The organism is Sphingorhabdus sp. EL138 (assembly GCF_900258045.1).
Lineage (GTDB): Bacteria > Pseudomonadota > Alphaproteobacteria > Sphingomonadales > Sphingomonadaceae > Parasphingorhabdus.
Window position 1 is genome coordinate 1328049 of sequence record NZ_OGVD01000004.1, and the last position, 14004, is coordinate 1342052.

Sequence of the window (14004 nt, forward strand, 5' to 3'; positions counted from 1 at the left end):
TTTAATAGATAATATCTATGACAATTCGATATCACTATCGAATTCTGCATAAGCTTCTCCATCCCCTGTTTACATCACCACCATATCGTCTAATCGAAGCGCCAAGAGATATTTGGAGACTTTGTAATGCGTGCGGAAGCTCAGGCGCATGTCGACCGGATCAGCGCGGCGCTGGACCTGCTGAAAACCTCGCTCAACTGGGATGTTGCCTTACGGCGGCTGGACGAGCTGAACGCGCGGGTTGAAGATCCAACGCTGTGGGATGACCAGAGTGCGGCGCAGGCCGTCATGACCGAGCGGCGGCGGTTAGATGAGTCAATTACGGCGGCGAGGGAAATCCAGCAGGAAATGGACGACGCCCTCGAATTTATCGAGATGGCCGATGAAGAAAGCGACGACGCGCTGGCTGATGAAGGTGTCGAGACGCTGCGCAAGCTCGCCGACCGGGCAGACCGTGACAAGGTTCAGGCGCTGCTTTCCGGTGAAGCGGATAATTTCGATACCTATCTAGAAATCCATGCCGGTGCTGGCGGAACCGAGAGCCAAGACTGGGCCGATATGCTGCTGCGCATGTATCAACGCTGGGCCGAAGCTAGGGGCTATAAAGTTTCGATGGTCGACTATCAGGCGGGTGATCAGGCAGGCATCAAGTCCGCCACGCTCGAGATCAAGGGTGAGAACGCCTATGGTTTCGCGAAAACCGAAAGCGGTGTTCATCGGCTCGTCAGGATATCGCCATTTGACAGCGCCGCGAAACGGCACACCAGCTTTTCCAGTGTCTGGGTCTATCCGGTGATTGATGACAGTTTCGAGGTCGAGATTAACGAGGGCGACCTGAAAATCGATACTTACCGCGCTTCCGGTTCAGGCGGACAGCACGTCAACACCACCGACAGCGCCGTGCGTATAACCCACCAGCCCACGGGGATTGTCGTCGCTTCGCAAAATGATCGTAGTCAGCACAAGAACCGAGCCACCGCGATGGGGATGTTGAAAGCACGGCTGTATGAGGCTGAACTGCAGCGCCGCGAAGCCGAAGCCAGCGGTGAATATCAGGCAAAAACCGAAATTGGCTGGGGTCACCAGATCCGCAGCTATGTCCTGCAACCTTATCAGATGGTCAAGGATTTGCGCACCGGTGTGACCAGCAGTGCGCCCTCGGATGTGCTGGATGGCGCACTTGACCCATTCATCGCCGCCGCCTTGTCACAACGCGTTACCGGTGAAACGGTCGATGTGGAGGATGTCGACTAGAAGATCGTCGACATAGAGCTAGCGGTTCAAGCTAAAATGTATAGCCGACCCCGATCGCACCAAAAAACTGGTCGGCATCGCCGCGGATGGATGTGACGGGTGAGCGCTTGGCATCGTCCAGCAGCCGCGAATAACCGCCGAGCAGGATAATCGCAAAACCGCCATTGGCCGCATCTCCGTCCAGGTCAATCGCACTAAAAACGGAAGCACCGACATTTTTCCAACCACCCGTTGCGTTGAAAGTTGGCAGACCGCTCGTCACAGTACCCGCCGGTGAAATGCTGAAATAATAATCAGCATAGTCATCATCCACATGATCCGCGCTGATGGAAAAGCTGACGGCTGCACCGCGGCTAATCGGCCTGAAATAGGTCAGGCGCGGTGAAATGACCTGGCCTTCATGGGCACCAGCCACATCCCAGCGCAGATCGACTTCCGCAGTAAGTGAATCGAACCGGCTGAACACCCGGTTGACCTTCACACCTGCCACCGCGCCCAGCTCAACGGCGACATCCAGTTCGCCGAGATCTCGCACGACTTCATCCTTAATCCCGTTGTTGCGGTCAAAACGCGCACGGCCAACGGGCCCCAGAATAAAATCAACCTTTGCGCCAGCCTGATCAGGAATGACATCCAGCGCCAGCCCGGGACCACGGGGTTCGAAATCAATGCCGGCAACGCTGCCCAAGATCACTGGTAGCGGGTTAATGTCATAATTGTCCGAACCGTCATAGCTAGGGCTGACTGCAAGCCCCACGCCCAAGGTTACGTAGTCGCCATCAAAAACAGATTCCCCGCGCGGCGGCCCCTGCCCCTCCGGCTGAGCAAGAACGGGGGATGAAGCGACGAAAAGGCAAGCTGCAGCCAAGACATGTTTGTACATTTTATTTCCTGAACACTTGGGGGCGAATTCGGATCATATCATAGAATATATTTCATTTTCACGGCATGGTTTACATTGTCTGCACCAACTGTGAACTGGGCCGATTTAAACTTGGGTGGCCCCATACCGATTTTGGGATTGCGCGAAAAACCAAAGCCTTCGCGCGGCAGGAATAGGCGCAGATCCATTTTTCCGTTGGAATTTTCGTCATGAACCAACGCCACTGCATAAGTGCCCGGCTTCACATCTGTAATCTGCACTGAACCAGCGTCCGATGCCGCCACTTTAATTTTCCGAGCTTCCTTGTCTTTACGGCAGTCGGGGAAATATTTGGGATTACTACTGAGACAGACCAGAACGTCACCCTTTTCGGATCGCAGGTTGGAAATGGCAATATCAATGGTTGCTGTAACGACCGGTGCAACCGGAGCCTGATTAGCCCCTACTGCGCTGGCTGGCAGGGCTGCTAAAACTGCCAAGCCCGAGATCAGTGCCGCAGACTTTGTCCCAGAACCGAAAATATAACCCATAATTCCCCCTATACGCACTATGATGTTTTTCATGATGACTGGCTGTTATCAGCCCTTTTCCTAACGGGCCGTTAACCAACCAACGCGGAAACATTTCCCAGCCCATGTGATTGGTTACGCCCATGATTGTCATGATGAGCAAGACAAGTCCCAGGATTCCGACATGAACGGGTATGATAAATATAAGGAGCGGTATAACCACCGCGCCGCTAATCGCCTCAATCGGGTGAAAACTCATTGCTGCCCAAGCAGTTGGCGGCCGACTTTCATGATGAACCGCATGAGCGAGCTCAAACCAGCCGCGCAGGTGAAACAATCGGTGGGTCCAATAGAACCAGGTGTCATGCAGGAACAGATAGACCAACAGCGAGATCGGCAGATACCAAAGCGGATAAAGGCCGACATCCATGTAAATTTGTGTCCAACCCCCATTCTGCCAGCCCCATGCGACAATACCGGCCGGAATTCCGTATATTGCTGCAGAACAGAGCGACCAGCGAATTTCACGCGCCATCTGGGGCTTGAGCTTGTCATATTGCCCAGGGCGGGCGCGCTGCGTCAGCCAGGCGAAAAAACCACTGGTAATCAGATAGCGCACACCGACAATCAATGTCATCGCCACAGCCGAGATGATTACCGCAGGCAGATAAGTCATATTCGGACGCTATGCCGCAAAAGCGCGCTCGACAAGGGTAAAGCGGTTTATTTTCTTACATGCTTTGGGACAGGCTTCCCTGCGCCCTCACCATCGGCTACGGCCTTCTTATGGCAGCAGGAAAAGATTTTGATCTGGCAATAGCAGGCGGCGGACTGGCTGGCGGTCTGATCGCTCTGGCCCTGCGCAAGTTGCGACCGGAGCTATCAGTGGCGCTGGTCGAGGCGGAAGATCATTTTGGCGGCAACCATGTCTGGTCCTTTTTTGAAAGTGACATCGCACCAGAAAATCTCTGGCTGGTCGAGCCACTGATCTCCTATCAATGGGATAGCTATGACGTGCGCTTCCCAAAATATGATCGCACGCTACATACCGGCTACCGGTCGATATTATCGGAGAATTTTGATCGAGTGCTTCGCAAGAAGCTCCTGAAGAAAAGCCTCACAACCGGATCTAAAATAGACAATATTGACGGCAATCACATTTCATTGGCTGGTGGCAAAACGGTGACAGCCAACACCATATTGGACGCTCGCGGCGGCGGCAATCTTGCCGCGCTCCAATATGGCTGGCAGAAATTTGCGGGACAGGTTCTGCATCTTTCCAAACCCCATCGACTAGACCGGCCGATTATCAAGGACGCCACGGTCGAGCAGATTGACGGCTACCGTTTCGTCTATTCCCTGCCCTTCAGCGCAACCGAGATTTTTGTCGAGGATACCTATTATTCCAATGGCGGTGATCTGGACGTCGCAGCCAGCCATCAACGGATTGCCGACTATGCCGAAACGCAAGGTTGGGAGATTGCCGATATCAGTCGCAACGAAGCAGGGTGTTTGCCAGTGCTCTATGGTGGTGATTTCGATGCTTTCTGGGCGGCCCATGACGGCGTCGAGGCCCGCGCCGGCGCACGTGCAGCACTGGTTCATCCGGTGACCAGCTATTCGCTGCCTATGGCTGTTCGCACCGCCATGATGGTAGCTGCGTTGCCCGATTTGACGCAGGACAGCCTTGATATAATGCTACGCGAATATGCGGCAAAGCACTGGCAGGATTGTAAATTCTATCATATGCTCTGTGCAATGATGTTCGAGGCGGGTAAGCCCGAAAAACGTTATAAGACGCTAGAACATACCTACGGCAAGGATGAGAAACTGATTGCGCGCTTCTATGCTGGCACGACCACCAGACTGGATCAGGCCGCGTTGCTTTCTGGTCGCCCTCCTGTCCCGATTACCAAAGCCCTCCCCATCATGATGAAATATAGATGAGCCCCAATAACGATGAATGACGTAACCAAAAGCCAGTCTGAACTGTTTAAGAAGGCCGCCGTCATCGGCTCCGGTTTTGGCGGTCTGGCGCTCGCCATTCGTCTGCAGTCGGCGGGTATTCAGACCACCATCCTGGAAAGTCGAGACAAGCCGGGTGGCCGGGCCTATTACTGGGACAAGGATGGTTTCATCTTTGACGGTGGGCCAACCGTGATCACCGATCCCGATTGCCTCAGCCAGCTATGGGACCTGACCGGTCATGATATGGCAAAGGATATCGAACTGATGCCGGTATCGCCTTTTTACCGGCTGAACTGGCCGGACGGGACTAATTTCGATTACGTCAATGACCCGGAAGAGCTTTACGCCAATATCGCTGCGATCGAACCGGATGATGTCGAAGGCTATAGACGCTTCCTCGAATATAGCGGCGGGCTCTATGAAGAGGGCTATGTCAAACTCGGCACCAAGGCATTTCTTGATTTCAAATCGATGATCAAGGCGGCTCCTGCATTGATGAAATTTGAAGCCTATCGCTCTGTCTATGCCAAGGTTTCCGGCTTTGTGCAAAACGAAAAACTGCGGGAATTTCTTTCCTTCCAATCGCTATTGGTTGGTGGAAATCCAATGAAAACCAGCGCGATATATGGCCTGATCCACAAGCTGGAGCGGCTTGGCGGCGTTTGGTTTGCCAAGGGCGGAACCAATATGCTGGTCGCGGCGATGGTGAAGCATTTTGAACGAATTGGCGGCACAATCCGGCTATCCGATCCGGTCACCGGCATTGATACGATGGGCGACCGTGCCTCTGGCGTCACGTGTAAATCCGGCTGGAGCGAGATATTTGATGCTGTGGCATCCAATGCCGATGTCATGCACAGCTATCGCGACCTGCTGAGCCACAAGCATCGCAGCGACAAAGTCACGGCTTCGCTCAACAAGAAGAAATATTCGCCTTCACTCTTTGTCGTGCATTTCGGTCTCAAAGGGACCTGGCCCGGCATTCCGCACCATATGATCCTGTTCGGCCCGCGCTACAAAGGGTTGCTAGAGGATATTTATGATAACGGCGTCTTGCCGAGCGACTTCTCCCTTTATCTCCATCATCCTACGGTCACTGATCCGGAAATGGCGCCGGAAGGACATAGCACCTTCTATGTGCTGGCACCGGTGCCGCATCAGGGCAAGCTACCGATTGACTGGGAAGAAATGGGGCCGATTTACGAGAAGCGCATTCTCGACGAGATCGGTCACCGCCTCATCCCCGATATTCACGACCGGATTGTGACCAGCTTTCACTATACACCGCAGGATTTCGGCTCCGATCTCAACGCACATCTCGGCAGTGCATTCAGTCTCGAACCGCTGCTGACACAAAGCGCCTGGTTCCGGGTGCATAACCGGGATGACGTGATCAACAACCTCTATTTTGTTGGCGCAGGCACACATCCGGGTGCCGGTATTCCAGGCGTCGTCGGCAGCGCAAAGGCGACCGCCGAGCTGATGCTTGAGGATATTCTCCAAGACGACTGATGAATCGCGCCAACCTCGTCCTTCATGCCAAAGCCAGTATCGATCGCGGGTCCAAATCCTTCGCGCTCGCATCCAAGCTGTTTGCCACGCAAACCCGTGAGCGGGTGTGGATGCTCTATGCCTGGTGCCGCGAATGCGATGATCTGGCCGATGGTCAGGACCATGGCCATGGCATGTCGGCAACTCCGGCATCAGAGAAAACCATTGCGGTCATGCGCATGTTGACCCGCCGCGCAATGGGTGGTGAACAAACCGGCAAACCTGCCTTTGATGCGATGGGCGTCGTGGCGCAGGAATGCCGCCTACCCAATGAGCTGGCCAATGACGTTATTGACGGCTTTGCGCTTGATGCCAAATCATGGCGGCCGCAAAGCGAGAATGATCTCTATCAATATTGCTATCATGTTGCCGGCGCGGTCGGCTGCATGATGGCGGTTGTTATGGGAATCTCCCCGCGCGACGAGGAAACTCTCGACCGTGCCTGTGATCTGGGGCTGGCCTTTCAGCTATCCAATATCGCCCGTGATATTGCGGAGGATGCCGCGGCCGGGCGCTGCTACTTGCCGAAAGACTGGCTAGCCGAAATGCGGATTGATCCCGATGATTTAATGAACCCCACACACCAGGATGCGTTGGTTCAGCTGATCGAGCGGCTATGTGATCTGTCGGAACGCCATGAGGCTTCTGCCCGGATCGGCGCAGCGCGCTTGCCTTTCCGGTCGCGCTGGGCTGTCTTGGCGGCGGCAGGAATTTACGGCGATATCGCCCGCGCGGTCAGGCGCAGCGAAGGCGGTTCACTCAATATGCGGATTGTGACCAGCAAGGGCGCAAAGGCCATGTGGGTTGCAAAAGCGTTCGGTCAGGCGCTGTTTAAACCGAAAGGGATAGCTCGCGGCCAGCTCTGGACGCGCCCGCGAAGGCCAGCTTAACTCTGGCCTTCATTCTCCGAGAGAAATTTGGCGACGCGGGCAACGGCCGCATCATGAATACCTTGTGAAGTACACAGAACGCCAAAAGCCTGTCCGTGCGTGCCGTTATAGCGCAGCTCTTTGCCATGCGCGTCGGTGACAATTGCCCCAGCTTCTTCGGCAATGACATGGGCGGCAGCAATATCCCATTCGCTGCCCCAGCGTGTCGAAACGACTAGATCAGCGCGATCATCGGCCACCATTGCGAGACGCAGCGCAATGCTGTTGGGTTTAAAGACAGGCGTCAGATCAATATGATCCGGTAGCTCTTCGACCGGCAAACGTGCGCCATTATAATTACTGCACTGGCTGGCTTTGAGCAGCTTGCCATTCACCTCGGTATGGCTGCCGGCTTTCGCAGTCCAAATCTCGTCCATCGCCGGCGCGTTGAGTACGCCGAATATTGGCGCACCATTTTGGACCAGCGCGACTGATACGCACCAGCCAGGCTTACCCTTCACGAAATCCTTGGTGCCATCGATTGGATCAACCACCCATGCCATATCGCGGCCCGACAGGGACTGGTCCTCCGCGGTTTCTTCCGACAGCCAACCGGCCTCGGGCAGCTGGGCCTCTAATCGCTCACGAAGAAAACGATCCACCGCGATATCGGCTTCGCTAACAATCTGCCCAGGTGATTTTTCCCACGTCTTGTCAGCGCTTTTGCCTGCCTGCCATTGCAGCATGGCTAAATCGCCCGCTTCCCGCGCTATCGCAATTATTTCGTCAAAATCGACCAACCTCAAACAACTCCATTAACCCCAACCTGCTCCAAAAGGCTTGGAACGGTAATATTTCTGTCTGATAGGCCCGGTTCGGCACCGGCACCACTAACGATTTAGCTTTGCCCGGCTTCCTTATCCACCCGCCACCGTCATGCTATCGGTGCGCAAGGTCGGCGCATTGACCGCATAGCGATATTCAAGATCATCCGCCGGGATAAGGCTGCTAAACATATCTTTGAGATTGCCCGCGATCGTAATTTCCGAAACCGGCGCTCCGATTTCTCCATCGGTGATCAGGAAACCGCCTGCACCACGGCTGTAGTCACCGGTGACCGGATTTACACCTTGGCCAATCAATTCAGTGATATAGACACCGTGTTTAATGTCTTTAATCAGTTCTGCTTTACTGACTGATCCGGCGTTCATGTGAAGATTGGTCACACTGACGCCCGGCGCACCACCAACCCCGCGCGAAGCATGACCGGTAGGCTGCAAGCCCAATTGCCGTGCCGACGCGCTTTCCATGATCCACTGCGTCAGACGACCATTATCGATCAGCTTTGTTTTCGCGGTAGGCAGCCCTTCGCCATCAAACGCCTTGGAGCGCAGGCCACGCTTGCGGTGCGGGCAGTCAATAATGTTGATTGCACTGTCAAATACCTGCGTATCGAGCGCTTCCAGAAGAAAACTGGTTTTGCGGGCAATGCTACTGCCAGCAATGGCGCCAACAAAATGGCCAAGCAGCGAGTTGCTGATCCGTGGATCAAATACCACCGGCATTGCGCCTGATTTGAAATCGACCGGGTTCAGTCGCGATACCGCGCGTTCACCGGCCTCCTTGCCAATCGCTTCCGGCGTATCAAGATCTTCAAAATGGCGGGTGCTGTCATAGGCATAGTCGCGTTCCATACCATCGCCTTCACCGGCAATGACGCTGGCATGGCAGCTATAGCCGCTGGTTGAATAAGCGCCCGAGAAACCGTGACTCGTGGCCAAGGCAACAATCGAGCGGCCAGCGCTGGCACCACCACCTTCACTGTTGGTGACACCTTCCACCGCCCGTGCAGCGTCTTCGGCCTTGAGAGCCATTTCACGCAGCGCGGCGGGATCGGGGTCAACTCCGTCATCGCCATCAATCGGGTGAGGGTCGGATTTCAGGATCAAGTCTTCTGGTGCCAAGCCAGCATATTGATCTTCTGGCGCCTCACGCGCCATATCCATCGCCCGACCAACCAAAGCCGACAAGATTTCCGGATCCATATTGGACGATGATACGGTTGCCGAGCGTTTACCGGCAAAAACGCGCAAGCCGATTTCTTCACCTTCAGACCGTTCGACATCTTCGAGATTGCCAAGGCGCATCGATACCTGTGTCGAAGCATCACAGACGTAAATCGCGTCTGCGGCATCAGCACCGGCTTTTTTGGCTTGTGAGATAAGGGCGTCGGCGCGGTCCTGCGCTTCTTCTGGTTCTAGCATGGGCAGGACATAGGTATGCGAAACGGCGAGGTCAACGCCGCGATCAGTCTTTGGTGATCATAAATTGAGGTTAGATGACTGCGCCAACCGCCTTTATGATAGCGATAAAAACAAACGGCAGTCCGAGCGCCAATGTCCACAAAACAATCTGGTCCTTGCGGAAACGGGCAGCGACACTTTGTTCGGTCAGGCCACTATCTGCAATCGTTTCCCAGCGCTTTTCATATTTGCGGCAAAACGGAATGATGATTGCCACGAGCAGTACGAGGCCAAAATAAGGTGCAATAGACATGCCCTTGGTTTCAATGAAACTGAGCACGAAGAATATTTGCATCATCGTATAGACGAGCAAAGCACCCGCGCAGTTATTGCTCATTTTCTTGTCCCAGCGCACCGATCGCGTGGACTGCACGTCACGACTGGACCGATGTTTTGTGACTGATTTCCGGGATGCTGCTGCAACCATTTTCATTCCCCTTCAACAGACTCTCTCCACGCCGCCGGATGTACCCCTCCGATCTGACGTATTTTCTACTATAACTGGTTTTTTCCAAAAGCCAAATCGGCGGATTTCAGGCTTAAAATATCATTAACATGACTTATGGCTTGCCAAAAATTGCGCGTTAAGACAGAATCAGTTTCTATTCGCAATGTAATTAACGGGGCTTCTACCATGACCATCACACTTGCCGATCCGCTCACACTACCTTGCGGTGCTGTCCTGCCCAATCGTATCGGCAAGGGTGCCATGACCGAAGGAATGGGCACTCCTGACGGCGTTCCGACCCCGGAACTGGAACGACTTTACGGTATCTGGTCTGACGGCGGCGCTGGCATGTTGCTGAGCGGAAATATCCAGATTGACCGGGATCACTTGGAGCGCCCCGGCAATGTCGTGATCGATAAGCCTGCTGATCAGGCGATGATGGCTGCTTTGAAAAGCTGGGCGGATATTGCCACACGCAATGGCAATCATTTCTGGGCCCAGATCAGCCATGCCGGACGACAGACCCAGAGCAATGTCAATAAGCATCCCAAAGCGCCCTCCGCAGTCAAGCTCGGCCTGCCCGGCGGCCAGTTTGGCCAACCCGTCGCGCTGACGGTCCCTGAGATTGAGGATCTGGTTGATCGTTTCGCGCTGGCAGCGAAGACCTGTCAGGATGCAGGCTTTACCGGTGCGCAAATTCATTCGGCTCATGGCTATTTGCTGAGCAGTTTCCTAAGCCCTCGGGCCAACCAGCGCACTGATGAATATGGCGGCAGTCTGGAAAACCGGGCACGCTTTCTTTTATCGGCAGTCGCCAAGGTACGTGCTGCAGTGGGTCCTGGTTTTCCGATTTCGGTCAAACTTAACAGTGCCGATTTCCAGAAAGGCGGCTTTGCCTTTGAGGACAGTTTGCAGGTCGTTCAATGGCTAGAAGCAGCCAGCGTTGACCTGATCGAGATTTCGGGCGGCACCTATGAACAGCCGGCATTGATGGGCGCAGACGGTCTGGAAGAAAAAGAGGAACAGAATGTCGCACCGTCCACACAGGCTCGCGAGGCCTATTTTGTCGATTTTGCCAAAGCCATGCAGGCGTCGGTTAAAGTTCCCCTTATGGTTACCGGCGGTTTTCGCACCCGTGCTGCGATGGAACAGGCCTTGTCTGGCGGAGCTGCTGATCTGATCGGTCTCGGTAGGCCTATGTGCGTCATGACCGACGCGCCCAAACAATTGCTTTCAGGGCTGGGCGAGTTGCCACGCTATGAAAATACGTTGCAACTCATTCCCGATTGGCTCGGTTTTCTCAAACGGTTCCAGATAGTCAAGGCTGTCGATGGGTTCGCAACCATCTATTGGTTTTACGAGCAGCTGTTCAACATCGGCAAAAGTGGAAAAACCGATCCCGGGCTCAGTGTCTTCAAAGGTTTTCGTGCGGTGGAAGCTCGTAACAAGCAGATCATGGCAGCTCGGAGCTGATCAACTTGCATCGGCCACCCGCTTTTTGATCCGGCTCAGCCCAACCGGAGTCACACCCAAATAGAGCGCAATTTCATTTTGTGTGACCATATCCATGATATGCGGAGTGGTTTTCAGCAACTCCCGATAGCGGTCTTCAGCCGACAGGCACAGAAGTTCATATTCCCGCCGTTCCTTTTTCATCGCAAAAGCGAGTAGGAAATCCACCACCACCCCGGCAATATTGGCATTGTCCCGGCTTGCCGCATAGATTTGATTGAAATCCAAACGGATCAACTCAGCCGGCTGCAGGCAGACCAAACTGAAGGATGAGCTCTGCCCGGCATAGCTAGCGGTCAGGCTGCCGATAAAATCCCCGGGCTGAATGAAGGATTTTATATGCTCCTTGCCCTCCCCCGACAGATAATAGGCTTTTAACAACCCCTGCCGCACGGCGTAAAGCCAGCCATGATCTTCTCCTTGCCGGAATAGATGCTCTTCGGCTTCTGCCTGAACCGGTTTTCCGTACGTTTCGAGAAATTGAGAAAACTGAATCACTTTTAACCCAGGTTAATTACGGCTCCGTCCTCTTAGCGTAACAGCGCCTTCAACACAGTGCTAATCATTTTAGGAATAGAGGAAAAACCATGACGATCAGCGGCAAACGGATAGCGATTACCGGTGGCGCGTCGGGCCTTGGGCTGGAGCTCGTCCGGCAGCTGGCGTCCGACAATGAAATCATTGTCATCGCCAGACCCTCTGCGGCTTTGGACCAGCTCAAAAGCAACTATCCCGAAATCGCCATCTTCAAGGCCGACCTGTCCGACGAAATGGCCGTTAAACAGGCAGCGTTCGATTTGATTGCAGGCTTTCCTGCCATTGATGGTCTGATCAACAATGCGGCTTTGCAATATACGCCCAGTTTTCTCGATGATGAGTTTGATTATAGTCAGATCGCCAATGAAATCGCCACCAATTTCACTACCCCTACACAGCTTTGCTATCTGCTACTCCCTGCCCTACTCAATGGTAGTAATCCATTCATTCTCAACGTGAATTCAGGGCTTGGATTGGTCCCCAAAACAAGCTCCGCCATATATTGCGCGACCAAAGGCGCTTTGAATATTTTCTCCCAGGCGTTGCAGAATCAATTGGAGCAGACAGATGTTGCGGTAATGCAGGCCTTCCTGCCGCTGATCGACACGGCGATGACCGCCGGTCGCGGCGATGGCAAGCTCCCGCCGGACAAGGTGGCAAGCGACATCATCAAAGGCATTGCTGCACGAAAAGCCGACATCGATATCGGCAAAGTCAAACTTTTACGTCCTATTGCCCGGTTCATGCCCGGTCTCGCTCGTAAAATCATGAAATCTGGTTAAAGGAATAGATAATGAAACCACTTCTTAAAGTCATGGCGATCCTGACTCTTATTTTTGCATCCACCTTTATACTGGGCCGGGTGCTAGGAATATTGACCGTCGAGAACGTCCGCTGGCTGCTCGAACAAGCGCAACAAGTTGATCCGACCTATGTAATCGCCGCCGTGGTGCTACTGCTTTTCATTGATCTGTTTGTCGCTGTCCCAACCCTGACCATCACCTTGCTTGCTGGTTATTTTCTTGGCTTTCCACTCGGCATGGCATCGGCGCTTACGGGCACAACGTTGGCGGTGCTGGCCGGCTATGCAATCAGCCAGCGCTATGGTGACCGGGCGCTAGCTTTTCTCGTCAAGGACGAGGAAGAACGCAGCAAAATGGCCAAGGCCTTTGCACAAAGCGGCCCGGCGATGATCACGCTCGCCAGATCAGCTCCGATGATCCCTGAAGTCACCGCTTGCATGGCCGGCGTAACTCGTATGCCGCTGATGCGATACCTGACCTTCTACGCTCTTGGCACCGTTCCCTATGTTGGAATTGCTGCCTATGCGGGTTCGATCAGTAGTTTGAATGATCCCAAGCCGGCGATTTTTGCAGCGCTGGGATTATATACAGTCCTATGGATTGGCTGGTTTATCTATCAACGCCGCCAAACGATAGAAACCGTCAACTGAATCAAGACACGCGCCGTGCGAATTAGCTTCCAACCGATGATTACTGGCGTAAAATCCTGAGCAAGCGCATGACCTGCGACACGTGCGGGAAAATATTTCTTCCTTAGCGCTGCTCTCTTCTTCGACAGCTGGTGATGCTGGATAGGAGCTTGAAACCAATCAGGGGCACGACGAAATATCGCTAATATGATCCCAGCTATTGCTTGGTAGCCCCAGCAGCTTCAATCACGGCTTTAAGTTTGTCTCCGGCATCAGCATCTATTGTTTGCACTATACGCTCCCCGGTATTGGGGTCTGTCTGATGGAAGTTGAACGCTTGTCCCTTGAGGGGGCCAGAAATCAGATCGGCAATCATCACCTCCCGCTGCTTGTTCTGATTGGTCGCAAATGGCGCAATAAGATCTACCAACCAAACATTGTCACCACTGGTCCATTCTTCCAGCGTCAATCTGTTTTCCGGCTCTATCATACCGCCTTCCAGCTTCTTTTCAGCCGCTTCATTGCATTTAGCCCATAATGCGAGGCCAACAGGCTGATCGCCATCTCGGAACAGATAAAATTGCTGGTTTATCAGGGCTGGCATACACAGCCATTCCAAATCACCAATCTGCATTGCCTTATGAAGCGGCGATTGCGTCAGAAGCCAGGTCATTTCACCAAGCAAATGGCTTATCGTGGGAGCGGATTCTTGTTCGGCAGTTTCAGTCATTCAGAAAT

General features: G+C 53.8%; 15 protein-coding genes. 7 read left to right on the forward strand and 8 right to left on the reverse strand.

Going from position 1 to position 14004, the window contains the following annotated elements; all coding sequences use genetic code 11:
* The first annotated feature begins 126 nt into the window (after nt 1–126).
* Complete coding sequence (prfB, locus tag DK507_RS16340; RefSeq protein WP_109357351.1) at nt 127–1254, forward strand: peptide chain release factor 2; 1128 nt, start codon at nt 127–129, stop codon at nt 1252–1254.
* A 31-nt stretch (nt 1255–1285) separates the two neighbouring features.
* Here prfB and DK507_RS16345 read toward each other — a convergent pair whose 3' ends face one another.
* Genes DK507_RS16345 through DK507_RS16355 form a run of 3 tightly spaced genes read right to left on the reverse strand, consistent with a single transcriptional unit; the run spans nt 1286 to nt 3322 of the window.
* Nucleotides 1286–2137, reverse strand: coding sequence for a MipA/OmpV family protein (locus DK507_RS16345; protein WP_109357352.1), 852 nt, complete (start codon nt 2135–2137; stop codon nt 1286–1288).
* A gap of 38 nt (nt 2138–2175) precedes the next feature.
* The gene (locus DK507_RS16350) at nt 2176–2616 is read right to left on the reverse strand and encodes a DUF2141 domain-containing protein (protein WP_254054423.1); all 441 of its coding nucleotides are present in this window, start codon (nt 2614–2616) and stop codon (nt 2176–2178) included.
* Nucleotides 2573–3322, reverse strand: coding sequence for a sterol desaturase family protein (locus DK507_RS16355; RefSeq protein WP_109357354.1), 750 nt, complete (start codon nt 3320–3322; stop codon nt 2573–2575). Before DK507_RS16355 ends, DK507_RS16350 begins: the two co-directional genes overlap by 44 nt.
* Nucleotides 3323–3432: 110 nt before the next feature.
* Between DK507_RS16355 and crtY the strand changes: the two genes are divergently transcribed.
* Genes crtY through DK507_RS16370 form a run of 3 tightly spaced genes read left to right on the forward strand, consistent with a single transcriptional unit; the run spans nt 3433 to nt 7055 of the window.
* Nucleotides 3433–4593 carry a lycopene beta-cyclase CrtY gene (gene crtY, locus DK507_RS16360; protein WP_109357749.1) on the forward strand — a complete coding sequence of 387 codons (1161 nt, stop codon included), beginning with the start codon at nt 3433–3435 and terminating at the stop codon, nt 4591–4593.
* A gap of 12 nt (nt 4594–4605) precedes the next feature.
* On the forward strand, nt 4606–6126 hold the full coding sequence (locus tag DK507_RS16365; protein ID WP_109357355.1) for a phytoene desaturase: 1521 nt from the start codon (nt 4606–4608) through the stop codon (nt 6124–6126).
* Nucleotides 6126–7055: a phytoene/squalene synthase family protein gene (locus DK507_RS16370; protein WP_109357356.1), complete on the forward strand. Its 930-nt coding sequence runs from the start codon at nt 6126–6128 to the stop codon at nt 7053–7055. Before DK507_RS16365 ends, DK507_RS16370 begins: the two co-directional genes overlap by 1 nt.
* Here the strand turns inward: DK507_RS16370 and DK507_RS16375 are convergent.
* From DK507_RS16375 to DK507_RS16385, 3 genes are all read right to left on the reverse strand, one after another.
* Nucleotides 7052–7834: a 3'(2'),5'-bisphosphate nucleotidase CysQ gene (locus tag DK507_RS16375; protein WP_301950672.1), complete on the reverse strand. Its 783-nt coding sequence runs from the start codon at nt 7832–7834 to the stop codon at nt 7052–7054. The two genes, DK507_RS16370 and DK507_RS16375, sit on opposite strands and share 4 nt — an antisense overlap.
* A 117-nt stretch (nt 7835–7951) precedes the next feature.
* A complete protein-coding gene (locus tag DK507_RS16380; protein WP_109357358.1) occupies nt 7952–9298 on the reverse strand; it encodes a TldD/PmbA family protein in 1347 nt (448 codons plus the stop codon).
* A gap of 70 nt (nt 9299–9368) precedes the next feature.
* Nucleotides 9369–9764: a hypothetical protein gene (locus tag DK507_RS16385; RefSeq protein ID WP_109357359.1), complete on the reverse strand. Its 396-nt coding sequence runs from the start codon at nt 9762–9764 to the stop codon at nt 9369–9371.
* A 207-nt stretch (nt 9765–9971) separates the two neighbouring features.
* On the opposite strand from DK507_RS16385, the gene DK507_RS16390 reads away from it, so the two are divergent.
* A complete protein-coding gene (locus tag DK507_RS16390) occupies nt 9972–11258 on the forward strand; it encodes an NADH:flavin oxidoreductase/NADH oxidase family protein (protein ID WP_109357360.1) in 1287 nt (428 codons plus the stop codon).
* Here the strand turns inward: DK507_RS16390 and DK507_RS16395 are convergent, their stop codons facing one another.
* On the reverse strand, nt 11259–11795 hold the full coding sequence (locus DK507_RS16395) for a Crp/Fnr family transcriptional regulator (RefSeq protein ID WP_109357361.1): 537 nt from the start codon (nt 11793–11795) through the stop codon (nt 11259–11261).
* Nucleotides 11796–11884: 89 nt separating this feature from the next.
* On the opposite strand from DK507_RS16395, the gene DK507_RS16400 reads away from it, so the two are divergent.
* Together DK507_RS16400 and DK507_RS16405 are read left to right on the forward strand one after the other, a co-directional pair.
* Nucleotides 11885–12616 carry an SDR family NAD(P)-dependent oxidoreductase gene (locus DK507_RS16400; protein WP_109357362.1) on the forward strand — a complete coding sequence of 244 codons (732 nt, stop codon included), beginning with the start codon at nt 11885–11887 and terminating at the stop codon, nt 12614–12616.
* Between the two features lie 11 nt (nt 12617–12627).
* A complete protein-coding gene (locus DK507_RS16405; RefSeq protein WP_109357363.1) occupies nt 12628–13287 on the forward strand; it encodes a TVP38/TMEM64 family protein in 660 nt (219 codons plus the stop codon).
* A gap of 196 nt (nt 13288–13483) precedes the next feature.
* Here the strand turns inward: DK507_RS16405 and DK507_RS16410 are convergent, their stop codons facing one another.
* Nucleotides 13484–13996: a toxin-activating lysine-acyltransferase gene (locus tag DK507_RS16410; protein WP_109357364.1), complete on the reverse strand. Its 513-nt coding sequence runs from the start codon at nt 13994–13996 to the stop codon at nt 13484–13486.
* Between the last annotated feature and the right edge of the window lie 8 nt (nt 13997–14004).

What these genes read in the sequence shown, in the direction of transcription:
- prfB (WP_109357351.1), top strand. Translation starts at nt 127, where the DNA reads ATGCGTGCGGAAGCTCAGGCGCATGTCGACCGGATCAGCGCGGCGCTG.
- DK507_RS16345 (WP_109357352.1), bottom strand. Translation starts at nt 2,137, where the DNA reads ATGTACAAACATGTCTTGGCTGCAGCTTGCCTTTTCGTCGCTTCATCC.
- DK507_RS16355 (WP_109357354.1), bottom strand. Translation starts at nt 3,322, where the DNA reads ATGACTTATCTGCCTGCGGTAATCATCTCGGCTGTGGCGATGACATTG.
- crtY (WP_109357749.1), top strand. Translation starts at nt 3,433, where the DNA reads ATGGCAGCAGGAAAAGATTTTGATCTGGCAATAGCAGGCGGCGGACTG.
- DK507_RS16365 (WP_109357355.1), top strand. Translation starts at nt 4,606, where the DNA reads ATGAATGACGTAACCAAAAGCCAGTCTGAACTGTTTAAGAAGGCCGCC.
- DK507_RS16370 (WP_109357356.1), top strand. Translation starts at nt 6,126, where the DNA reads ATGAATCGCGCCAACCTCGTCCTTCATGCCAAAGCCAGTATCGATCGC.
- DK507_RS16380 (WP_109357358.1), bottom strand. Translation starts at nt 9,298, where the DNA reads ATGCTAGAACCAGAAGAAGCGCAGGACCGCGCCGACGCCCTTATCTCA.
- DK507_RS16385 (WP_109357359.1), bottom strand. Translation starts at nt 9,764, where the DNA reads ATGGTTGCAGCAGCATCCCGGAAATCAGTCACAAAACATCGGTCCAGT.
- DK507_RS16390 (WP_109357360.1), top strand. Translation starts at nt 9,972, where the DNA reads ATGACCATCACACTTGCCGATCCGCTCACACTACCTTGCGGTGCTGTC.
- DK507_RS16400 (WP_109357362.1), top strand. Translation starts at nt 11,885, where the DNA reads ATGACGATCAGCGGCAAACGGATAGCGATTACCGGTGGCGCGTCGGGC.
- DK507_RS16405 (WP_109357363.1), top strand. Translation starts at nt 12,628, where the DNA reads ATGAAACCACTTCTTAAAGTCATGGCGATCCTGACTCTTATTTTTGCA.
- DK507_RS16410 (WP_109357364.1), bottom strand. Translation starts at nt 13,996, where the DNA reads ATGACTGAAACTGCCGAACAAGAATCCGCTCCCACGATAAGCCATTTG.